This window comes from Bartonella vinsonii subsp. vinsonii (genome assembly GCF_902825235.1).
GTDB classification, from domain to species: Bacteria; Pseudomonadota; Alphaproteobacteria; order Rhizobiales; family Rhizobiaceae; genus Bartonella; species Bartonella vinsonii.
This window is the reverse complement of the sequence record NZ_CADEAJ010000008.1, coordinates 40,587-63,451: the sequence shown is the minus strand read 5'-3', so window position 1 is coordinate 63,451 and position 22,865 is coordinate 40,587. Positions and strand designations below refer to the sequence as shown.

The window sequence follows — 22,865 nt, the reverse complement described above, 5'->3', positions numbered from 1 at the left end:
GCTACGGGCAATAGAAAAGAGGGGGGGAATGCTGGCTGATAAGGATCGCATTTTCACCAATATTTATGGTTTAAAAGAGAGATCATTAAAAGCTGCAATATCACGTGGTCATTGGGATGGTACCAAGGCGATTATCGAAAAAGGTCGTGACTGGATCATTGAAGAGGTAAAAGCATCAGGTTTGCGTGGGCGAGGAGGGGCTGGTTTCCCTACTGGGATGAAGTGGTCTTTTATGCCAAAGCAAAGTGATGGTCGTCCTCATTATTTGGTTGTGAATGCAGATGAATCAGAACCGGGAACATGTAAAGATCGCGATGTCTTACGGCATGATCCTCATACTTTAATTGAAGGATGTGTATTTGCAACTTTTGCTATGGGGGCGAATGTTGCTTTTATCTATATTCGTGGTGAATATATTCGTGAGCGTGAAGCGCTTCAGGCGGCTGTTGATGAGTGTTACGATGCGGGTTTACTTGGCAAAAAAACAAAATATGGACATGCTTGCGATATTATTCTTCATCATGGTGCTGGTGCTTATATTTGTGGAGAAGAAACAGCCCTTCTCGAAAGTCTTGAAGGAAAAAAGGGGCAACCTCGGCTTAAACCACCATTCCCTGCAAATATGGGAATTTATGGCTGTCCAACGACAGTAAACAATGTCGAATCTATAGCCGTTGTTCCAACGATTTTGCGTCGAGGAGCTTCGTGGTTTTCATCGATTGGGCGTGCCAATAATGTTGGAACAAAATTATTTATGGTTTCTGGACATGTAAATGCCCCTTGTACATTTGAAGATGCTCTTGGTGTTTCTTTTCGTGAGTTAATTGAAAAACATGCGGGCGGTATTCGTGGCGGATGGAATAATCTTTTAGCAGTCATTCCAGGTGGAGCTTCTTGTCCAGTCGTTCGTGGTGAGGATATGGTTGATGCAATCATGGACTTTGATGGGATGCGAGATGTCGGATCTTCTTTCGGCACTGGTGGTATGATCGTGATGGATAAATCAACGGATATTATCAAGGCAATTTGGCGTATAGCAGCTTTTTTTAAACATGAAAGTTGTGGTCAATGTACACCGTGTCGTGAAGGAACGGGATGGATGATGCGCCTTTTAGGACGCATGGTTGAGGGGCGAGCACAAAAACGCGAGATTGACCTTTTGTTTGAAGTGTCTAAACAGGTTGAAGGGCACACTATTTGTGCACTTGGTGATGCCGCGGCATGGCCTATACAAGGGTTGATACGTAATTTTCGTCCAGAAATCGAGCGTAGAATTGATGAATATACGCGAAATGTCGTTCAAAGAAAAAATATTGCTTTGGAAGCAGTTGGATAGAGAATTTTTTTAAAAAGCAATAAATTGCGAGTTTTAAGTGGGTTATCCGCAGGCTGGATGAGTGATGATAAATATTAAAGTTGATGGTAAAGAGATTGAAGTCCCTGATTACTATACGTTACTTCAGGCAGCAGAAGCAGCTGGTGCTGAGGTGCCACGTTTTTGTTTTCATGAATCTTTATCAATTGCTGGAAATTGTCGCATGTGCTTGGTTGAGGTCAAGGGAGCAGCTCCGAAACCTCAGGCTTCTTGTGCGATGGGGGTTCGCGATTTACGGTTAGGACCTAATGGAGAAGTGCCAGAAATCTTTACCAATACAGAGATGGTTAAAAAAGCACGTGAAGGTGTTATGGAGTTTCTCCTCATCAACCATCCTTTAGATTGTCCTGTCTGTGATCAAGGAGGAGAATGTGATCTTCAAGATCAAGCAATGCTCTATGGACGTGATTGTTCTCGGTATACAGAAAATAAGCGAGCTGTAGAAGATAAATATATTGGGCCACTTGTAAAAACTGTTATGACACGGTGCATCCATTGCACGCGGTGTGTTCGTTTTACGACGGAAGTTGCAGGTATTTCTGAACTTGGTTTAATCGGTCGTGGTGAAGATGCTGAAATTACAACATATCTTGAAAAAGCAATGACATCTGAATTGCAGGGAAATGTTATTGATCTTTGTCCAGTAGGGGCTTTAACTTCAAAACCTTATGCATTTCATGCCCGTCCATGGGAATTAGTTAAGACGGAGTCGATTGATGTAATGGATGCGCTTGGTAGTGCTATTCGCATTGATAGCCGTGGTCGTGAAGTTATGCGGATTATGCCGCGTACAAACGAAGATGTAAATGAGGAGTGGATTTCTGATAAGACGCGTTTTATTTGGGATGGATTACGCACGCAACGGCTTGATAAACCATATGTACGCAAAGATGGGAAGCTTCAACCTGTAAGTTGGACGGAAGCTTTTGCAAAGATTAAAATGGTGATTTCTAAAACCTTACCAGAAAAAATTGGGGCGATTGCTGGAGATCTTACTTCTGTTGAGGAAATGTATGCACTTAAAACATTGCTGCTTTCATTGAATTCAAAATTATTTGATTGCCGTCAAAGAGGCATGGCTTTATCTCCTGAATTGGGACGTTCAAGTTATATTTTTAATCCGACAATTGCAGGTATTGAGCAGGCTGATGCATTGCTTATCGTGGGTTCTAATCCGCGCTATGAAGCAGCTGTTTTGAATGCACGTATTCTAAAACGCCAACGGATGGGGCGTTTCCCCATTGCTCTCATTGGAGAGAAGGTGGATTTACGTTATCCGTATTCATATCTTGGAGCCGGTACGGATATATTGAGTGCACTTGTTCGTGGAGAGGATGCCTTTTTTAATGTGTTGAAAGAAGCCAAGAGTCCACTTATTCTTATCGGAGAAGGTGCTGTTTCAGGTGAAGAAGGTTTATCTGTTTTAAAAAGTCTTGCAAAATTAGCTGATAGTGTTGGAGCTCTTAGTGAGGAATGGAATGGGTTTGGTATTCTTCACAATGCAGCGTCGGCTGTTGGAGGATTGGACATTGGTTTTACTTCTAAACTTGGGGTTGCAAATATCATTAAAACTTGTGAGGTTTTATTTTTGCTTGGTGCTGATGAAGTAAAATTAGCCAATACAAAAGCTTTTATAATTTATATTGGTAGCCATGGTGATAATGGTGCACATGCTGCTGATGTTATTTTGCCTGCGTCGGCTTACACTGAAAAATCAGGACTTTATGTGAATACAGAAGGACGTGTTCAAATGACAAATCGGGCGGGGTTTGCCCCAGGTGAAGCAAAGGAGGATTGGGCTATTTTACGTGCTTTATCGGATGTTTTGGGGCGTAAGCTTCCTTTTGATTCGCTTTCTCAATTAAGACAGCGCCTGTTTAAGGATTATCCACATCTTTGTGCCATTGATGATATAGTACCTTCCTGTATAGATAATCTTAAGGCTCTTGGTTCACAAATGATTGCTCTGGAGAGGCAAACATTTACTTCTATGGTTAAAGACTTTTATTTGACAAATCCAATAGCACGTGCTTCTGCAGTTATGGCAGAATGTTCATGTCTTGCAAAAGGCCGTGCTATACAAGCTGTAGAGTAAAGGCAGAGGAAAAGGAATAATGATGTATGATTTCTTTATGACTTGGCTATTGCCATTACTCATTATAGTTGGGAAAACTCTTCTGCTTTTAGTTGTTCTCCTTGTCTTGGTTGCTTATCTTCTTTACGCAGATAGAAAAATTTGGGCAGCAGTACAATTGCGGCGTGGTCCAAATGTCGTTGGTCCGTGGGGATTGTTACAGTCTTTTGCAGATTTAATTAAATTTGTTGTTAAGGAGCCTATTATCCCCGCTGGTGCTAATAAGGGTGTTTTTCTTTTAGCACCTTTTATTTCCGCTACACTTGCCCTATCAACTTGGGCTGTTATCCCCGTTAATGAAGGCTGGGAAGTCGCAAAGATTAATGTTGGTTTGCTTTATATTTTAGCTATTTCATCTTTGGAAGTTTATGGCGTTATTATGGGAGGGTGGGCATCGAATTCAAAATATCCTTTTTTAGGAGCTCTTCGTTCAGCGGCACAGATGGTCTCTTATGAAGTGTCCATTGGGTTTGTGCTTGTAACTGTCATTTTAATAAGTGGTTCATTGGATCTCACAACAATTGTACAGAAACAAAGTCATGGGTTTGGAACGACTCTTGGTCTTCCTTTTAGCAGCTTTCTTGATTGGAATTGGTTCGTTCTTTTTCCAATGTTTATTATATTTTTTATTTCTGCACTTGCAGAGACAAATCGGCCACCCTTTGACTTAGTGGAAGCAGAATCTGAACTTGTTGCTGGTCATATGGTTGAATACTCTTCAACGCCTTATATGCTTTTCTTCCTTGGTGAGTATGTTGCTATTGTTTTAATGTGTGCTTTGACAACTATTTTGTTTTTAGGTGGTTGGTTACCTCCCTTGGATGTTTCGTGGCTCAATTGGGTTCCCGGAGTCATTTGGTTTGTTCTAAAAGTTTGCTTTGTATTTTTTTGGTTTGCTATGGTTAAAGCATTTGTTCCACGTTATCGCTATGATCAGCTTATGCGGCTTGGTTGGAAAGTCTTTCTTCCACTTTCATTAGCAATGGTTGTCATAACCGCTGCGTTTTTAAAGTATACTGGTTTTGTTTAAGAGGAGGTTTTACTGATGTCAGGTCTTATTCAGGCAGCAAAGTCACTCCTTCTCTTGGAATTTGTGAGCGCTTTTTTCTTAGCAATGCGTCAATTTTTTGCACCAAAGCCTACGATTAATTACCCTTATGAGAAAGGCTTTGTTTCTCAACGTTTCCGCGGTGAACATGCGCTACGTCGCTATCCAAATGGTGAAGAGCGCTGTATTGCCTGTAAATTATGTGAAGCGATTTGTCCTGCACAAGCTATTACAATTGAAGCAGGGCCAAGGCGTAATGATGGTACACGGAGAACTGTCCGTTATGATATAGATATGGTTAAGTGTATTTATTGTGGTTTTTGTCAAGAAGCTTGTCCGGTTGAAGCTATTGTAGAAGGACCAAATTTTGAGTTTGCAACAGAAACACGTGAAGAACTTTATTATGATAAAGAAAAACTTTTAATGAATGGAGATCGTTGGGAGCGAGAAATTGCTCGAAATATATTGATGGACGCACCTTATCGTTAAGTGTATCCTCGAGTGAGGTATCGGATAATTTTTTCCGATAAATTTTAATCTGGTATGAAGTTTTGTACCAATTGTTTGATTATAATTGAGGAGAAGCCTGTGCTAACAGATCTAGCGGCGGCATTTTTCTATTTATTCGCTTTTATTATGCTTTTAAGTGCATTGATTGTTATTACAGCACGCAATCCTGTGCATTCAGTTTTGTTTTTAATATTGGCATTTTTTAATGCTGCGGCTTTATTTTTGCTTGCAGGGGCAGAATTTTTGGGGCTTATTCTGCTTGTTGTTTATGTTGGTGCTGTGGCAGTTTTATTTTTGTTTGTGGTTATGATGCTTGATGTTGATTTTGCTGAGTTAAAAAGTGGTGCACTTCGATATGCTCCTATTGGAGCTCTTGTTGGGGGCATTGTTGCTGTGGAATTGATTGTTGTTTTTGTGAGTGGTCGTTTTTCTCCAGTTCTTAGAACACATATTACGCAACCAATGCCAGATTTAGTGCAGCGAACAAATACACAAGCATTAGGCGATATTCTTTATACGGATTATGTTTTCTATTTTCAAATTGCTGGAATAATTTTATTGGTTGCAATGATTGGCGCGATTGTTTTGACACTTCGTCATAAGTCAGATGTTAAGAGACAATCTATTGCCGCGCAAGTTTCTCGATCGGTAGAAAATGCAATTGAAATCAAACACGTTGAATCAGGCAAGGGCATTTAAGGGGGGGCTATGCATATTGACATTACACATTATCTCATTGTTTCTGCTTTGATGTTTACGATTGGTATTGCTGGCATTTTTCTCAATAGAAAGAATGTAATTATTATCTTGATGTCCATTGAGCTTATATTGCTTTCAGTTAATCTCAATTTTGTTGCGTTTTCAGCATTTCTTCATGATCTTGTTGGTCAGATATTTGCTTTATTTATCTTAACGGTAGCAGCTGCTGAAGCTGCCATTGGTCTAGCAATTCTTGTCGTTTTTTTCCGTAATCGTGGTTCTATTGCGGTTGAAGATGTTAATGTAATGAAAGGCTAACCGATAATGTATTACACGATTGTCTTTCTTCCACTTTTGGGCTTTTTAATTGCTGCACTAGGTGGGAAAACTATAGGAGATCGCGTTAATGAGTTGGTAACATGTAGTTTTATGGTGATTGTTGCCATATTATCGTGGGTAGCCTTTTTTAAGGTTGCACTTGGTCATGTTCCAGTAAGTGATGTCTTGGTATTACATTGGCTGTCTGTTGGTGGTTTAACTTTTGATTGGGCTTTACATATTGATACATTAACAGCTGTCATGCTTGTTGTTGTGAATAGTGTTTCGGCATTAGTGCATATTTATTCAATTGGTTATATGCATCATGATCCTTCAAGATCTCGTTTTTTTTCTTATCTTTCTCTCTTTACATTTATGATGCTTATGTTGGTGACATCCAATAACTTGATACAGATGTTTTTTGGATGGGAAGGTGTGGGGCTCGCTTCTTATTTGCTCATTGGTTTTTGGTTTCAGCGAGATTCTGCCAATAAGGCTGCAATAAAAGCTTTTGTGGTTAATCGTGTTGGAGACTTTGGTTTTCTTTTAGGAATCTTTAGCATTTTTGTTTTGTTTCAATCGGTTGATTTTGCCTCTATTTTTGCAAAAGCTGCAGACAAAAGCTTTATACAAAATATAACATTTTTAGGTTGGCAACTTAATGGACAAACGGCAATTACTGTTACGTGTCTTTTGTTGTTTATTGGTGCGATGGGAAAATCGGCACAATTTCTTTTACATACATGGCTTCCTGATGCCATGGAGGGGCCAACTCCTGTATCTGCGCTTATTCATGCAGCAACAATGGTAACTGCTGGCGTTTTTATGGTTGCGCGTATGTCGCCAATTTTTGAACTTTCTTCGACTGCTTTGACTGTGATTATTATTGTTGGAGCAACAACAGCATTTTTTGCAGCAACTGTGGGGTTAGTGCAGAATGATATTAAGCGTGTTATTGCTTATTCTACATGCTCTCAACTTGGTTATATGTTTGTGGCATTAGGTGTTGGAGCTTATGGCGCCGCTGTCTTTCATCTTTTTACGCATGCTTTTTTTAAAGCCTTATTGTTTCTTGGTGCAGGTTCTGTCATTCATGCTGTATCTGATGAACAAGATATGCGAAAAATGGGGGGGTTACGCAAACATATACAAGCAACTTATTGGATGATGATTATAGGAACTGTTGCCTTGACCGGTGTTGGAATTCCAGGAACACTTTTCGGGACTGCAGGTTTTTTCTCAAAAGATGCAATTATAGAGTCTGCTTTTGCATCTCATAATATTGCTTCAGGATATGCTTCCTATCTTCTTGTTTTTGCTGCCTTATTGACAAGTTTTTATTCATGGCGACTTATATTTATGACATTTCACGGCAAACCACGAGCGACGGTCGATGTGATGCACCATGTTCATGAATCGCCCCCAGTTATGTTGATTCCACTCTTTATTTTATCTATTGGAGCAATATTTGCTGGCATTGTTTTTCAACCTTATTTTTTTGGTGACCTGTATGATGCTTTTTGGAAGGGAGCATTGTTTACAAACCACCATAATCACATTCTTCATGAGGCCCATAATGTGTCCAATTTGGTAAAATGGTCGCCATTTATAGCGATGGTTCTTGGATTTATAGTCGCCTATTTATTCTATATTTCTTTTCCTTCTCTTCCTAAAAAATTGGCTGGAGTTATGCCAAGAATGTATAATTTTCTTTACCAAAAATGGTATTTTGATCAATTATATCACTTTTTATTTGTTCGTTCTGCTTTCAAAGTGAGTTTCTTTCTTTGGAAAGTGGGAGACGGTAAGATTATTGATGGTCTAGGTCCGAATGGTATTGCAGCGCGTGTTGTTGATATTACAAATAGAGTTGTTCGGATGCAGACAGGCTATCTTTATCACTATGCATTTGCGATGCTTATAGGTATTGCATTGCTGATCACATGGATGATGATCGGGGGCGTAAGCTGATGACCGATTGGCCTATTCTTTCTACGGTTACATTTTTGCCGCTTGTTGGTGTGCTTCTGATTTTGTTTATCAAAGACGATAGCGAGGCAGCACGACGTAATATACGCAATGTCGCATTTTTTACGACTCTATTTGTTTTTATTATTTCTTTAATTATTTGGATAGGATTTGATTCTAGCAACCCAAATTTTCAAATGGTTGAAAAATCCAGTTGGTTAGGGAATGGCATTAGCTATCATATGGGGGTTGATGGTATCTCTATCCTTTTTGTCGTTCTCTCAGCATTTCTTTTGCCTTTCTGTATTTTAGCAAGTTGGGAGAATGTTAAAGATATATTAAAAGCCTATATGATTGCTTTTCTTCTTCTTGAAGTCGCAATTATTGGAGTTTTTTGCGCTCTTGATGCAATGTTGTTTTATGTTTTTTTTGAGGGCAGCCTTATTCCAATGTTTATTATTATAGGTGTTTGGGGAGGAGCACGTCGTGTTTACGCAAGTATAAAGTTTTTCCTTTACACTTTACTTGGTTCAGTACTTATGCTGGTTGCCCTTATGGCTATGTATTGGAAAGCTGGAACACTTGATATACCAACTTTACTCAATTACCAGTTTCCTGCTCATATGCAAATATGGTTGTGGTTTGCTTTTTTTGCTTCTTTTGCGGTTAAAATGCCAATGTGGCCGGTCCATACATGGCTCCCTGATGCTCACGTAGAAGCGCCCACAGCTGGTTCGGTTATTTTAGCTGGTGTCTTACTCAAATTAGGTGGATATGGTTTTCTTCGTTTTTCTTTACCGATGTTTCCTATTGCCTCAGCTGATCTTGCTCCGCTGGTGTTCATATTATCGCTTATCGCTATTATTTATACATCATTGGTTGCGCTTGTTCAAAATGACATAAAAAAACTGATTGCCTATTCCTCAATAGCACATATGGGATATGTAACGATGGGTATTTTTGCAGCCAATGAACAGGGTATTCAAGGTGCTATTTATCAGATGCTCTCGCATGGAATTGTTTCAGCAGCTCTATTTCTTTGTGTTGGGGTTATCTACGACCGTCTACATACACGCGAAATTTCAGCTTTTGGCGGTTTAGTGAATAACATGCCTAAATATGCTGTTGTTTTCTTAATTTTCACTATGGCAAATGTTGGCTTACCGGGGAGTTCAGGATTTTTGGGGGAATTTTTAACCTTAATAGGCGTTTTTCAAGTCAATAAATTGATTGTTGTTTTTGCTACAACTGGCGTTATTTTATCAGCTGCCTATGCACTCTACCTTTATCGGCGCGTAGTTTTTGGTTCCTTGGATAAAGAGAATTTAAAGGTTCTTATGGATCTTTCTGTAAGAGAAAAATTTATTCTTTACCCGATGGTTGTTCTTACAATATTTTTTGGTATCTATCCAACGCCTATACTTAAAGCAACGGCGTTTTCCGTAGAAGCCCTCATCAATAAACTGCACTAGATAAGGGAAGAATGCTCATGCAAACTGAAATCATAGCTCAATTGGTATTAATTCTTCCCGAGATTTTAATAGCATTAGGGGCGGTAATCTTACTTTTGATTGGTGTTTATTCTAATGCACGTTCCTTTTTAACTGTAACGGGGCTAACCATTGCACTCCTTGTTGCAACCATTGTGATTATCGCCGTTTTTCCGAAAAGTGGCTTATTTCAAACGAATGCGCTCATTATTGATTCTTTTGGTCGTTATATGAAAATTTTAACGCTTATTGGTGCACTTTTTGCTCTTATTATGTCTGTTAGTTTTACCAGTTCACAAAAGTTCGATATATTTGAATTTCCAGTGCTCGTTCTTTTAGCAACTCTTGGCATGATGCTGATGATTTCAGCTGGTAATATGTTATCGCTTTATATGGGATTAGAATTACAATCTTTAGCTTTATATGTTTTAGCTGCAATCAATCGTGATAATGTAAAATCTTCTGAAGCCGGTATAAAGTACTTTGTTTTAGGGGCATTGTCTTCAGGATTATTGCTCTATGGTATTTCTTTGCTTTATGGTTTTACTGGTCAAATTGGTTTTCACGAGATCGCTCTTGCTTTAAAAGGTGAAAGTTTACAATTAGGAGTTATTTTTGGAATTGTTTTTATTTTAGCCGGTTTGGCTTTCAAAATTTCCGCAGTTCCTTTTCATATGTGGACACCTGATGTTTATGAAGGAGCACCAACACCTATTACAGCATTTTTTGCTGGTGCTCCTAAAGTTGCTGCGATGGCATTAATTATTCGTGTTATTGTTATGACTTTTATGCCACTCAGTAATTCTGATGGTTCTATGCCTGCATGGCAGCAAATTTTGGTATTTATGGCGATTGCATCGATGATACTTGGTGCGTTCGCTGCAATTGGCCAGAATAATATTAAACGTTTAATGGCTTATTCATCAATCGGTCATATGGGATATGCACTTGTGGGTTTAGCTGCTGGAGATATGCTGGGGATAAAAAGTGTTATTCTTTATATGACTATTTATCTTGGCATGACGCTTGGCTCATTTGCTTTTATTCTTGGGATGCGCTCTAGTGGTGGAAATGTCGAAAATATTTATGACCTTTCAGGATTAGTCAAAACTCATCCGTTTATGGCGGTTGTCATGACTATACAACTTTTTTCGTTAGCTAGTATTCCGCCTATGGCCGGTTTTTTTGGAAAATGGTATACATTTTCTGCTGCTGTTCATGCTGGACTTACCCCACTTGCGGTTGTTGGGATGATAGCCTCTGTTGTTGGAGCTTTTTACTATTTGCGAGTCATTAAAATTATGTGGTTCGATGAAGCAAAAGCGCGTTTTGTTGTTTTATCGAATGAACTTCAATTTTGTCTCGGTCTTTCTGCATTATTCATTTTATTTTATACGCTTTTTGGAGTCTGGTTTGTTGAGTTAGCTGAAAAAGCAGCGGTCGCATTGTTTTAATGAATATGGTTTATATTTTATCAGATTTTGCACAAAAACAAGGATACACTGTTGAATCATACGGAAGTGTTGATTCAACAAATCTTATTGCACAACAAAAAGCGCAAGCTGGTCATCGGGGTTATCTCTGGGTTGTTGCGCAAGAACAATCACAGGGAAGAGCGAGAAGAGCTAGGACATGGTCTAGTCCAAGAGGGAACCTTTATTCTAGTCTTTTGTTAATTGATGATATTGTTCATCAAACAGCTGCTCAACTTGGTTTTGTTGCTGGAGTAAGTGTGGTAGAAGCAGTAAAACAATTTGTAAAAGAGGGAAATCACATAAACAGTATCGTTAGCTTAAAATGGCCAAATGATATTTTGCTAGGAGGAGCTAAAAGCTCTGGAGTCTTGCTCGAGATTTTTAAATTGCCATCACAACAATATGCATTGGTTATTGGTATTGGAATAAATGTGAAATATCATTATGAAGATGCGCCATATCCTACTTCAAGTTTAAATAATATTGGTTTGTCTGTTAAATCAGAGCAGTTATTTACGGTTTTGACGGAGTGTTTTTCTAAAAATTACCTTCTTTGGAAACAACCAAGAGGAGGTGACATCATCCGCGAAAAATGGCTTTCTTATTCTGCTCATCTTGGACAGCATGTAAAAATAGTCAATGATGAAAAAATCATTGAAGGTATTTTTGATGGTCTTGATAGTGATTTTAACTGTGTCATAAAACAAACAAATGGTCAGCAAGCCATTATAACAGCTGGAGATATTCATTTTGGTTTAGCTGCTTGTGTTCATGCAGGTCGTTATTAATTTATGAAAATTTTATTTCACCATCAGATTGTCTTAATGATTTAGGAGATGTTTATGGTTGCGGCCAATGAGAATGAGTTGGTTTTTTTACCTTTGGGAGGGGTAGGTGAGATAGGGATGAATCTGGCTGCTTATGGATTTGGACCGCAGAATTCTCGTGAATGGCTCATTGTTGATATGGGAGTGAGTTTTGCAGGTCCTGAATTACCGGGGGCAGATCTTGTCTTACCGGATATTCGTTTTTTGGAAAGTGAAAAACATAATGTGCGTGGTCTTATTTTGACACATGCTCACGAAGATCATTATGGCGCTGTTCTTGATTTATGGCCAAAGCTTAAAGTTCCACTTTACTGCACTCCTTTTACGGCAGGCCTATTGGAAAGCAAAAAGCAGTCAGATTTTGAATCTTATAAAATACCACTCAATATTTTTCAATCTGGTGATTGTTTTCAGGTGGGAGCTTTTGCTATCGAAGCTGTTGCTGTTAACCATTCAATTCCAGAATCTGTATCTTTGGCAATTACAACGTCTTTAGGCACTATAATCCATACTGGTGATTGGAAAATTGATCATACGCCTTCGCTTGGAGCTATAACGGATGAAAAACGGTTTCGCACTTTAGGCAATAAAGGCGTATTAGCATTGCTTTGTGATTCCACGAATGCATGTCGGGAAGGTATAACACCATCGGAACAGCAAGTTCAGACAACTCTTTCTGAAATTTTTTCGAAAGCAGAGGGGCGGGTTGCGATAGTGACCTTTTCTTCTAATGTTGGTCGGATACGTTCAATCGCTCTTGCTGCCGAATCTGTTGGGCGCAAAGTTCTTATCGTTGGGCGTTCTCTTAAGCGGAGTATTCTGGTTGCGCAAGAGCTTGGTTATATGAATGGTTTAGCCCCTTTTGTTACAGAAGATGATTATGGATATATTTCACGAAAAGATATTGTTTTAATTGTGACAGGTAGCCAAGGAGAACCATGTGCTGCCTTAGCAAAATTATCACGCAATGAAATGAGGAATATGGCACTTTCTGCTGGTGATACTGTTGTATATTCGTCTCGTAGTATACTAGGAAATGAGAAAGCTATTATTGAGATACAAAATCGTTTTATCGATATGGGAATTAAAGTTATTACGAATGAGCATGCTCTTGTTCATGTTTCAGGTCATCCCCGTCGTTCAGAACTTTTACAGATGTATGATTGGTTAAAGCCACAGATACTTGTTCCTGTACATGGAGAGGCAATCCATCTTACCGCTCAGGCGACTTTAGCGCGTCAAGCAGGTATTAAAATTGTTGCTGAGATTAGAAATGGTAATGTGTTACGTCTTGCACCAGAGCCAGTAGAAATCATTGATCAAGCCCCTGTTGGTCGCATCTATAAAGATGGTTGTCTTATTGGGGATGAGGACGAATTAGGGATTCGTGAACGTCGCAAATTAAGTTATGCTGGTTATGTTGCTGTTTCTCTTCATATGAATAGCAAACATGAATTGCTTGATGATATAGGTTTAAGCACACTTGGGCTCCCTGAAAGTAATGGAAAAGGGGAAAGTTTTAAAAATATGCTTTTAGATGTTGTGGAAAATACGATTTATAGTATTCCACGTATTAAACGAAAAAATAATGAACTTATTCGGGAAGCAACGCGGCGTGCAGTTAGAGCGGCTGTTAATGAGGTTTGGCAAAAAAAGCCTGTCTGTACAGTTTTTTTACATCGGTCAAAATAAAGCATTTTAGTGTCACGTTATTTTCATTTTTAATGAAAGAAAGAGAGAAAAGAATTATACAATTATTTTATTGTAAAAAAATAAGCCCAATAAGGAATAGAATATATAAATTTTTCAACAATATGATTGTTATGATTGCAAGCATTCGGAATAGAGCTATAGATGAGCATATACACTATTTAAATTTTTTTAATATGATGGGTCTGGTTAGGAGTTAATTGTTTCAATGCGTCTTTCTCAATATTTTCTTCCACTTTTAAAAGAGAATCCTAAGGAAGCAGAGATTGTTTCTCATCGATTTATGTTGCGTGCAGGTATGATTCGTCAACAAACATCAGGAATTTATTCTTGGCTGCCTTTAGGTAAAAAAGTACTTGATAAAGTTTGTAAAATTATTCGAGAAGAGCAAGAACGTGCTGGTGCTGTAGAAATATTAATGCCTACAATTCAATCTGCAGATCTTTGGCGTGAGAGTGGTCGTTATGATGATTATGGTTTGGAAATGCTCCGTATTAAAGATCGTCAAAAGCGTGATTTACTTTATGGTCCGACAAATGAAGAGATGGTAACAGATATTTTTCGTTCCTATATTCGTTCTTACAAAGATCTTCCGCTCAACTTATACCATATTCAATGGAAATTTCGTGATGAAATCCGTCCTCGTTTTGGGGTGATGCGTTCGCGAGAGTTTTTAATGAAAGATGCTTATTCTTTTGATCTTGATTATGAAGGTTCTCAAACATCTTATAATCGTATGTTTATTGCTTATTTACGTACTTTTTCTCGTCTTGGCTTAAGAGCAATTCCCATGCGTGCAGATACAGGCCCGATTGGTGGTGAACTCAGTCATGAATTTATTATTTTGGCGGAAACAGGGGAGAGTGCTATATTCTGTGATAAACAATTTCTTGAACTTTCAGTTCCACACAGTTCAATCGATTTTAATGATAAAGCTGTTTTAACTGATATTGTTAAACAGTGGACATCTTTTTATGCAGCGACAGAGGAAATGCATAATGAAGAGGAGTGGGCTAAAATTCCTGAACAGAATCGTCTTTCAGCACGTGGTATTGAAGTAGGGCATATTTTCCACTTTGGCACTAAATATTCTGCTCCAATGGGAGCAAAAGTTATGGGACAAGATGGAAAAGAGCATGTTGTCTCTATGGGATCTTATGGCATTGGGCCTTCGCGTCTTGTTGCAGCTGCTATTGAAGCTTCTCATGATGAAAATGGTATTATTTGGCCAAAGTCTATGGCACCATTCGATTTTGGCATTATCAACATGAAACCAGATGATGAAAAATGTACGCATGCATGTGAGACTCTCTATCAGGGATTAACATGTGCTGGTTTTGATCCATTATTAGATGACAGAAATGAACGTCCTGGATCAAAATTTGCAACAATGGATTTAATTGGTTTGCCAACACAAATCATTGTTGGACCTAAAAGCATCGCACAAAATGAAGTTGAAATTAAAGATCGAAAAACAGGTGTTAAAAAATCTCTAACGGTTGAAAATATACTCAAACAATTTTCTGTCAGTTTATAGGCAATGTTATGAAGAGGTTGAGCAGCAAATGGTTTTCGTCTTATGAGTGGATGATTGCTTTTCGTTATATGATTCCCAATAAAAAACACGTCGTTGCCTCTGTTATTTCGATCATTTCTCTCATTGGAATTATGTTAGGGGTCTTTGCTCTCGTTGTCGTTATGGCAGTAATGAATGGTTTCCGAACAGAGCTTCTCAATCGTATTCTTGGTATGAATGGGCACCTTATAGTTCAGGCAGCTCATTCTGGTTTTTCTGATTATAAGACTCTTATTTCTTCTCTAGAATCTGTGAATGGTGTGAAGTTTTCTTTGCCTGTTGTTGAGGGGCAAGCGCTTGTTCAAGGTGAACTTGAAGGAGGATCTGGTGCGTTAGTTCGCGGGATGCGTAAACAAGATTTAGAAAAGCTTAAAACAGTATCTCAAAATATTAAGTTAGGTTCGCTTGCTCAATTTGATAAAGAAGAAGGTGTTGCAATTGGAAGTGGTTTGGCAACAAAACTGGGGCTTACCGTTGGGCGTTATCTTCGTGTTATTACTCCAGATGGTGATGCGACTCCTTTTGGGGTTACACCACGTGTTAAGGCCTATAAAGTAAGCGCTATTTTTGAAGTTGGTATGTCTGAATATGATTCAATATTTGTGTTTATGCCTCTTCATGAAGCACAAATGTTTTTTAATTTAGGAGATAAGGTTCAGTCTTTAGAATTGTTTCTCAATAATCCTGATGCTGTTGATCAGATAAAACCAATTGTAAAGAAAGCGGTTGATCAACAGATCTATTTAATTGATTGGCGCGAGCGCAATCAGGCTTTTTTTTCAGCCTTGCAGATTGAACGGAATGTTATGTTTTTTATTCTTTCTCTTATTGTTCTCGTTGCTGCTTTAAATATTATTTCAGGATTGATTATGCTTGTAAAAGATAAAAGCCATGATATTGCAATTTTACGCACGATGGGTGCACAAAAAAGTGCGGTTATGCGTATCTTTATTGTCACTGGTATGATGATTGGGTTTATTGGAACAATGTTGGGCTTAATTTTTGGTGTCATAGCCAGTGCGAATATCAATCATATTCAAGATTTTGTCTCTTGGTTATTTAATGTTGATGTTTTTAATCCTCAGCTTTACTTTTTAACAAAATTGCCTGCACAAATTGATTGGAGTCAGACAGTCTTAGTTGCTGTTATGGCTTTATTTTTGTCATTTCTCGCTGCACTCATTCCAGCATGGCGCGCTGCTAAGCTAGATCCTGTAGAAGCTTTAAGGTATGAATAATGACAGCTATTTTAGAGCTTGTAGAAATTGAGCAACATTTTTTTGAGAGTCATAAACCGCTTATTATTTTAGATAAAGCAAATTTTATTCTTAACCGTGGAGAACTTGTAGCTCTTGTTGCACCATCTGGTGCTGGAAAATCAACACTTCTTCATATTGCTGGATTATTGGAAAAACCAACGGCTGGTGATGTGAGATTACGAGGAGTTTCTTGTGCAAAGCGTTCTGATAGTGAGCGAACAGCTATAAGGCGACATGATATCGGTTTTGTCTATCAATTTCATCATTTGCTTCCAGAATTTACGGCTTTAGAAAATGTTATGATACCGCAAATGATAGCAGGATTTAAAAAATCTGTAGCAGAAGATCGTGCTCTTAAATTGTTAACATATCTGCGTATTTCTCATCGTGCAAACCATCGCCCATCGGAACTCTCCGGTGGGGAACAACAACGTGTTGCTATTGCACGGGCAGTTGCAAATGGTCCTTCGGTTCTTTTGGCAGATGAGCCTACAGGAAATCTTGATCCTGTAACTTCAGCTTATGTCTTTCAAGCTTTATCAGTGCTTGTTCGACAATCTGGTCTTTCTGCTCTTATTGCAACACATAATTACGCTTTGGCGAAACAAATGCATCGCCGAATTACGCTTAAAGACAAAAAGATTATTGAACTTCCTTAAGTTAAGGTACAAAATTTATTCTACAAATTGAAAACTTCATCTATATCACTGTTTACTTAATTCAAGGAGACTTTTATGACAGTTTTTGTCGTTGACAAAAATCAACTGGATGTACGTCGTCGCCGGTTGGTTTTTCGTGCATGGCACCGTGGTATTCGTGAAATGGATCTCATTTTGGGACATTATGTGGATGCCCATATTGCTGAGATGACTGATAAAATGGTTTCTGAACTTGAGTATATTATGTCTTTTGATGATCGCGATTTATTGACATGGATTACGGGAGAGATTTTACCTCCCTCTGAAGTAGATAGTCCGCTTTTTCGTGACATTGTAAATTATCATCTTTACATAAAATTAAATTGATCCAAATGCCAGTATTTAAAAAAATTGTTATTCCCCAACATATTTCCACTCCCATGATTTTTGATGGAATTACTGATGGATTTGAAGCTTTTGCGCTTGTTAAATTGCGTTCAGAAATTGCACAAAATAAACCACTTATCTATGTTGTCCGTGATGGAACAAGAATTGCTCATTTACAGCAAGTTTTAAATTTTATTGAACCAAATCTTTCTGTACTTCAATTTCCTGCATGGGATTGTTTACCCTATGATCGTGTATCTCCTAGAATTTCTATCACAGCACATCGACTATCAACATTAACACATATAGCGAATTTGCGTCAGAATCCACGTCCTGCAATTATACTAACAACAGCAAATGCAATTATGCAAAAATTACCTCCACGTGAAATGATTGAGAATCAGATAATTCACGCATGTGTTGGACAATCTATGAATATGGGGCATTTAATTCAATCTCTCGAATGCAATGGTTTTGAGCGTGTTACAGTTATTCGAGATGTTGGTGAATTTGCTGTAAGAGGAGGAATACTTGATATTTTTTCTCCCGTTAATGTTGAGCCTTTGCGGCTTGATTTTTTTGGCGATACCCTAGAAACCATACGTGTATTTGATTCAGAAACACAAAGAACAACAAATAAAAAAACTGAATTTTTGCTACACCCGATGAGTGAAGTTGTTCTGACCCCTGAGTGCATAAACCGCTTTAAAAGCAATTATGTCCGTACATTTGGTGTCTCACAAAAAAACAACATGCTTTATGAAGCTCTTTCTCAAGGGCGGCGCTTTGCTGGTATGGAACATTGGTTACCATTTTTTTATGAAAATCTTGACACCTTTTTTGACCATTGTGGTGATTTACCTATTGTTTTTGAACATCTCATAGAAGAAGTGCTCACTGAGCGTTATCGTCTTATTGAAGATTATTATAATGCGCGCAAAGAACGTGAAAATGATAAAGAAACTTCTACTTCTTATCATCCGATAGAGCCTCATCTTCTCTATTTAACACCAGAGCGTGTTTTAGAACGTGCACAACAATCTGGCCAGCGTGTTGATTTTACGCCTTTTAATATTCCACAAACTTTTGGACAAACTGTTATTCATGCAAATGTTAAACTGGGGTATGATTTTGTAAAGGAACGTAATGCGCAAGAGAAAAATGTTTTTTCAAGTGTTGTTCATCATATTGCTTCATTGCGCACTGCTGGCAAGAAGGTGCTTTTAGCTTGCTGGAGTGAGGGATCTCTCAATCGTTTAGTGCAAGTTCTTGAAGAGCATGGATTGAAAAAAATAGATGTTGTAAAATCATTACAAGCTGTTAGAGCAACACCGCGTGATCGTATATTAGCAGCTGTCATAATGATAGAACACGGTTTTGAAACCGAAGATTTGGCTATCATAACAGAGCAAGATATTCTTGGTGATCGATTAATAAGATCACCAAAACGGCGTAAACACAATACAAATTTTATTGCTGAAATTGCGACTTTAAATTCTGGTGATATGGTTGTGCATATTGATCATGGTATTGGGCAATTTGTAGGTCTTAAAACCATCACAACGACTGGAATTTTACGAGACTGTCTTGAAATTAAATATGCTGGCGGTGATCGACTCTTTTTACCTGTTGAAAATATCGAACTTCTTTCACGTTATGGATCGGAGGGAACAGATGTCACATTAGACAAATTAGGTGGAGTTGCTTGGCAAGCACGAAAAACACGGCTAAAAAAACATTTATTGGAAATGGCTGGTCAGTTAATTCGTATAGCTGCAGAGCGCGCTATGCGTTCGGCACCTGCTTTGGTTCCACCAATTGGACCATTTGATGAGTTTGTTGCATGTTTTCCTTATGAAGAAACAGAAGATCAGATGGATGCGATTGATGCCGTTCTAGACGATTTAGCTTCAGGAAAACCAATGGATCGCTTGATCTGTGGCGACGTTGGTTTTGGAAAAACAGAAGTTGCTATTCGAAGTGCTTTTGTCGCAGCTTTAAATGGTTATCAGGTTGCTGTTGTTGTACCAACAACTCTGCTTTCACGGCAGCATTACAAAACTTTTATTTCACGTTTTCAAGGTTTACCCATTAAAATTGGTCATGCTTCAAGACTGGTAAAAGCTAAAGAACTTGCACAAGTCAAAAAGGGTATTTCAGATGGTACGATCGATATTGTCATTGGAACACACGCCTTATTAAGCGGTGCAGTTAATTTTTTACGGCTAGGGCTTCTCATCATTGATGAGGAACAACATTTTGGCGTAAAGCACAAAGAGCGCTTAAAAGAGCTTAAAAGTGATATTCATGTCCTTACACTTTCAGCAACTCCTATACCACGAACTTTAGGGTTAGCTCTATCAGGGGTACGTGAACTTTCATTGATAACAACACCTCCCATTGATAGGATGGCGGTACGTACTTTTATTACCCCCTTTGATTCACTTGTTATACGCGAAACATTGCTTCGAGAATATTATCGTGGTGGACAAAGTTTTTATGTTTGTCCTCGTATTTCTGATCTTAGCTTTGTGGAAGAATATTTCAAAACACACGTTCCCGAACTCAAATTCGTGGTTGCTCATGGGCAAATGCCTGCTGGCCAACTTGATGATATTATGAACGCATTTTATGATGGACAATATGATGTCCTGTTGTCAACAACCATTATTGAATCAGGTCTTGATATTCCAACAGCCAATACATTAATTGTACATCGCGCTGAGATGTTTGGTCTTGCTGCTCTCTATCAATTACGAGGGAGGGTAGGGCGTTCAAAACAACGTGCTTATGCACTTTTTACATTTCCTTCTGGAAAAGTTTTAACTACTGCGGCTGATCGTCGTTTTAAAGTTTTACAGTCTCTTGATACGTTGGGGGCTGGTTTTCAATTGGCAAGTCATGACATGGATATACGCGGTTCAGGTAATTTTTTAGGAGAAGAGCAATCGGGGCATATCAAAGAAGTTGGATTTGAGTTGTATCAAAAAATGCTTGAAGAAGCTGTTACTGAGTTAAAAGATGGAGAACAAAGTGAAGATAAACAATGGTCTCCTCAAATTTCACTTGGTACAACTGTTATGATACCAGAAGATTTTGTACCAGATTTGTCACTGCGTATGGGGCTTTATCGTCGTTTGACAGAATTTGATAATTTAGAAAAAATTGATGAGTTTGCAGCTGAGTTAATTGATCGTTTTGGTCCTTTACCCCTTGAAGTTCAACATCTTCTTAAAGTCTTTTATATCAAAATATTGTGTCGAAAAGCTCATGTAGAAAAAGTAGATTCTGGACCAAAAGGGATGGTTATACAATTTCGCAATAATTATTTTGCGAATAGTGTTGCTCTTGTTCAGTGGATTGGAAAACAAGGCGCGATGGCAAAAATTCGACCAGATCAGAGCATTGTTCTGATTCGTGATTGGGCTACAGTGGATGAGAGACTTGTTGGAGCAGCAACTATTATGACACAACTTGTAGAAATGGTAGAGAAACATTCTGTTTAGAGTTTCTTTTTATAATTTAAAATGATTACTCACTTTATTAAAGCATATTCATTTTAAACTTTATAATATAATACATATTGATATAATTAAAGAAATAAATTAAACAGCACAGTCATCAATGATGAGATTTCAATATAGAATGAAATGGCTTTTTATAAATCTTACTCAAGAGTACAAGAGAAAAAAGTAGAGTAATATGATTTTTTCATCACACAAATTTCTAACTATAACCTTTTTATTATTAATTTCAATCTGTGGATTTAAAAACGCACATGCTGAGTTTAGTTTAACAGAGTTATCTCTTTCTGGTTTAACTTTTAATGAAAAGTACAAGCGTATTAAAGAAAGATTGCAAGTTGTTAAGAAGAGAATAAAGTTTATTAAAAACACATTTGCTGATTGGACGCTTTCACAAATTCGAGTTCCTAAGACAGAATATCATAAACTTATACAGGAACAAAGAGATCTCATTAGCGAGAGTGATAATCTTAATTCGAAATTACGTGCTTTAGTTGAAGAACAAAAGGATTTAATATCCAGAGCACATAGGGCAAGAGCTTATGAAGCAGGGGAGTATGAAAAGAAGTTAGTTAAAGCACAGGAACATCTGAGATCACAAGGTTTGTATGCACTCGGATTGGATAAGGAGGGATATTTGGAGGAAGAAGAGATTAATGAGATATTAAAAATTTATCCACAGTTTATTTTTATGTGTAAAATTCATGAAAATATGTTGTACACGGACGTAGGTCCTTTGTTACGTAAAGATTTTGGTTGGAAAAAAGAAAATTTTAGCTGGGTGAACGATGCAATTAAATTCATAGATCAAGAGTTTATCGAGGGCATGAAAGAAGTTATGGTGTTAGATGGTTCTAAGCATGAAAATTTTTCTGATTTTGAAAAAGACGTAATGAATAGTATGAGGGATGAGATAATACGTAATCCTTCAGATGTGGAAAAGATTCCTTCAATGTGTAAAGCTGTCAAAAAACTACATGATATAATGCTTCCCAATAGAAGAAAAAATATTATAAACCGCATAGGTTCTCATATTGAAGAGTGGCTCCACCAAAGGTAAGCTCATTTATTCATCTCACCAAGTTGGAAGACGATGCCTATAGGGTGTGTATAATATGTGGGATGTCTAATATATGACTAATGTGCTATCCATTGTTCAGTACGTGATAGAGTATATTGGCTATCATCAACGATTCTTATTTCAAAATGAAAAGGTAAAATCGAATAAAGCTTGTCCTCCTCTTTCATCTTTTAAAATAGCCCGTCTCGTTATTAAAAACAAACCCTAAGAGATTAGAAGGAGTTCCTTTTAAAAGATTCAAAGCATAGCTGTATCATTACGAAAATATTCGATTTTGGTGGTATCAAAATTAATTAACCCTTTATTAACGGGAAGATTCTGCCCCCAATAATGAGAATTGCATTTATAGATAATTCGTTCACATGGATTAACATGCTCAATAATAGAGAGACCACTCCTTGGAATTTTATTCACCCCCATTTTTTTTCAAAATCATCAATATTAACAGCATGTTAGGGTAGTTAATCATTACGCCCGCCAAAAGAAGTGAAATTTCACAATCTTTTGAGTGTAAAAATGCATTTTAATACCATAATTTTCAACTTTTTCAGCGGTTTCTATCTGTATATGGGAGCTTCCTTTATCTTTAAGAGGCTTTATTGTGAATAAAACGTCTTAAATATTATAGGTTTTCCATCTAAAAAGCACGCTTTTGGATTATGAAAAAAGGTAATTTCAATGCGCTCATTGTTTAATTCAACTTTTTCTGCCAAGAGGCTATAAATGTAAAAGCTTCATCACGAGAACATACTACCATTGTTTCGTAAACAAGACTAAAAAATTTTTCATCAGAGAAAAATCCCTTTGTGATTGTTCTAAAACTGCAGATGACAAATGGATTTAATC

At 37.8% G+C, this 22,865-nt stretch carries 17 protein-coding genes; all 17 read left to right on the top strand.

Annotated elements, in window-relative coordinates:
* Positions 1-28: 28 nt before the first annotated feature.
* The 17 genes from nuoF to J7R12_RS06640 all read left to right on the top strand — a co-directional run bounded on the left by nuoF (position 29) and on the right by J7R12_RS06640 (position 21,998).
* On the top strand, positions 29-1,336 hold the full coding sequence (nuoF, locus tag J7R12_RS06720; protein ID WP_126603398.1) for an NADH-quinone oxidoreductase subunit NuoF: 1,308 nt from the start codon (positions 29-31) through the stop codon (positions 1,334-1,336).
* A 64-nt stretch (positions 1,337-1,400) separates the two neighbouring features.
* Positions 1,401-3,470 carry an NADH-quinone oxidoreductase subunit NuoG gene (nuoG, locus tag J7R12_RS06715; RefSeq protein ID WP_126603397.1) on the top strand — a complete coding sequence of 690 codons (2,070 nt, stop codon included), beginning with the start codon at positions 1,401-1,403 and terminating at the stop codon, positions 3,468-3,470.
* 22 nt (positions 3,471-3,492) lie between these two features.
* Positions 3,493-4,539 (top strand): NADH-quinone oxidoreductase subunit NuoH, encoded by a 1,047-nt coding sequence (gene nuoH / locus J7R12_RS06710; protein ID WP_126604037.1) that lies wholly within the window; start codon positions 3,493-3,495, stop codon positions 4,537-4,539.
* A 15-nt stretch (positions 4,540-4,554) separates the two neighbouring features.
* Positions 4,555-5,046 carry an NADH-quinone oxidoreductase subunit NuoI gene (gene nuoI / locus J7R12_RS06705; RefSeq protein WP_126603396.1) on the top strand — a complete coding sequence of 164 codons (492 nt, stop codon included), beginning with the start codon at positions 4,555-4,557 and terminating at the stop codon, positions 5,044-5,046.
* Positions 5,047-5,145: 99 nt separating this feature from the next.
* A complete protein-coding gene (locus J7R12_RS06700) occupies positions 5,146-5,766 on the top strand; it encodes an NADH-quinone oxidoreductase subunit J (protein ID WP_126603395.1) in 621 nt (206 codons plus the stop codon).
* Positions 5,767-5,775: 9 nt separating this feature from the next.
* Positions 5,776-6,084, top strand: a complete 309-nt coding sequence (gene nuoK, locus J7R12_RS06695) for an NADH-quinone oxidoreductase subunit NuoK (protein ID WP_004860043.1) — start codon at positions 5,776-5,778, stop codon at positions 6,082-6,084.
* 6 nt (positions 6,085-6,090) lie between these two features.
* Complete coding sequence (gene nuoL, locus J7R12_RS06690) at positions 6,091-8,055, top strand: NADH-quinone oxidoreductase subunit L (RefSeq protein WP_126603394.1); 1,965 nt, start codon at positions 6,091-6,093, stop codon at positions 8,053-8,055.
* The gene (locus tag J7R12_RS06685) at positions 8,055-9,524 is read left to right on the top strand and encodes an NADH-quinone oxidoreductase subunit M (RefSeq protein WP_126604036.1); all 1,470 of its coding nucleotides are present in this window, start codon (positions 8,055-8,057) and stop codon (positions 9,522-9,524) included. The genes nuoL and J7R12_RS06685 overlap by 1 nt, the downstream gene beginning before the upstream one ends.
* A 17-nt stretch (positions 9,525-9,541) precedes the next feature.
* Positions 9,542-10,996: an NADH-quinone oxidoreductase subunit NuoN gene (nuoN, locus tag J7R12_RS06680; protein WP_126603393.1), complete on the top strand. Its 1,455-nt coding sequence runs from the start codon at positions 9,542-9,544 to the stop codon at positions 10,994-10,996.
* Complete coding sequence (locus J7R12_RS06675) at positions 10,996-11,805, top strand: biotin--[acetyl-CoA-carboxylase] ligase (RefSeq protein WP_197721501.1); 810 nt, start codon at positions 10,996-10,998, stop codon at positions 11,803-11,805. Before nuoN ends, J7R12_RS06675 begins: the two co-directional genes overlap by 1 nt.
* 54 nt (positions 11,806-11,859) lie before the next feature.
* Positions 11,860-13,536 carry a ribonuclease J gene (locus J7R12_RS06670; protein WP_126603392.1) on the top strand — a complete coding sequence of 559 codons (1,677 nt, stop codon included), beginning with the start codon at positions 11,860-11,862 and terminating at the stop codon, positions 13,534-13,536.
* A 226-nt stretch (positions 13,537-13,762) separates the two neighbouring features.
* Positions 13,763-15,091, top strand: coding sequence for a proline--tRNA ligase (proS, locus tag J7R12_RS06665; RefSeq protein ID WP_126603391.1), 1,329 nt, complete (start codon positions 13,763-13,765; stop codon positions 15,089-15,091).
* 8 nt (positions 15,092-15,099) lie between these two features.
* A complete protein-coding gene (locus tag J7R12_RS06660) occupies positions 15,100-16,368 on the top strand; it encodes a lipoprotein-releasing ABC transporter permease subunit (protein WP_126603390.1) in 1,269 nt (422 codons plus the stop codon).
* Complete coding sequence (locus tag J7R12_RS06655; protein ID WP_126603389.1) at positions 16,368-17,048, top strand: ABC transporter ATP-binding protein; 681 nt, start codon at positions 16,368-16,370, stop codon at positions 17,046-17,048. The genes J7R12_RS06660 and J7R12_RS06655 overlap by 1 nt, the downstream gene beginning before the upstream one ends.
* Before the next feature lie 75 nt (positions 17,049-17,123).
* Positions 17,124-17,414 carry an FAD assembly factor SdhE gene (locus tag J7R12_RS06650; protein WP_126603388.1) on the top strand — a complete coding sequence of 97 codons (291 nt, stop codon included), beginning with the start codon at positions 17,124-17,126 and terminating at the stop codon, positions 17,412-17,414.
* A 5-nt stretch (positions 17,415-17,419) separates the two neighbouring features.
* On the top strand, positions 17,420-20,920 hold the full coding sequence (gene mfd / locus J7R12_RS06645; protein WP_126603387.1) for a transcription-repair coupling factor: 3,501 nt from the start codon (positions 17,420-17,422) through the stop codon (positions 20,918-20,920).
* Positions 20,921-21,116: 196 nt separating this feature from the next.
* Positions 21,117-21,998, top strand: coding sequence for a hypothetical protein (locus tag J7R12_RS06640; RefSeq protein ID WP_126603386.1), 882 nt, complete (start codon positions 21,117-21,119; stop codon positions 21,996-21,998).
* The last annotated feature ends 867 nt before the right edge of the window (positions 21,999-22,865 follow it).

Coding starts and splice junctions, on each gene's coding strand:
- nuoF (WP_126603398.1), top strand. CDS start 29: ATGCTGGCTGATAAGGATCGCATTTTCACCAATATTTATGGTTTAAAA.
- nuoG (WP_126603397.1), top strand. CDS start 1,401: ATGATAAATATTAAAGTTGATGGTAAAGAGATTGAAGTCCCTGATTAC.
- nuoH (WP_126604037.1), top strand. CDS start 3,493: ATGTATGATTTCTTTATGACTTGGCTATTGCCATTACTCATTATAGTT.
- nuoI (WP_126603396.1), top strand. CDS start 4,555: ATGTCAGGTCTTATTCAGGCAGCAAAGTCACTCCTTCTCTTGGAATTT.
- nuoK (WP_004860043.1), top strand. CDS start 5,776: ATGCATATTGACATTACACATTATCTCATTGTTTCTGCTTTGATGTTT.
- nuoL (WP_126603394.1), top strand. CDS start 6,091: ATGTATTACACGATTGTCTTTCTTCCACTTTTGGGCTTTTTAATTGCT.
- J7R12_RS06685 (WP_126604036.1), top strand. CDS start 8,055: ATGACCGATTGGCCTATTCTTTCTACGGTTACATTTTTGCCGCTTGTT.
- nuoN (WP_126603393.1), top strand. CDS start 9,542: ATGCAAACTGAAATCATAGCTCAATTGGTATTAATTCTTCCCGAGATT.
- J7R12_RS06675 (WP_197721501.1), top strand. CDS start 10,996: ATGAATATGGTTTATATTTTATCAGATTTTGCACAAAAACAAGGATAC.
- J7R12_RS06670 (WP_126603392.1), top strand. CDS start 11,860: ATGGTTGCGGCCAATGAGAATGAGTTGGTTTTTTTACCTTTGGGAGGG.
- proS (WP_126603391.1), top strand. CDS start 13,763: ATGCGTCTTTCTCAATATTTTCTTCCACTTTTAAAAGAGAATCCTAAG.
- J7R12_RS06660 (WP_126603390.1), top strand. CDS start 15,100: ATGAAGAGGTTGAGCAGCAAATGGTTTTCGTCTTATGAGTGGATGATT.
- J7R12_RS06655 (WP_126603389.1), top strand. CDS start 16,368: ATGACAGCTATTTTAGAGCTTGTAGAAATTGAGCAACATTTTTTTGAG.
- J7R12_RS06650 (WP_126603388.1), top strand. CDS start 17,124: ATGACAGTTTTTGTCGTTGACAAAAATCAACTGGATGTACGTCGTCGC.
- mfd (WP_126603387.1), top strand. CDS start 17,420: ATGCCAGTATTTAAAAAAATTGTTATTCCCCAACATATTTCCACTCCC.
- J7R12_RS06640 (WP_126603386.1), top strand. CDS start 21,117: ATGATTTTTTCATCACACAAATTTCTAACTATAACCTTTTTATTATTA.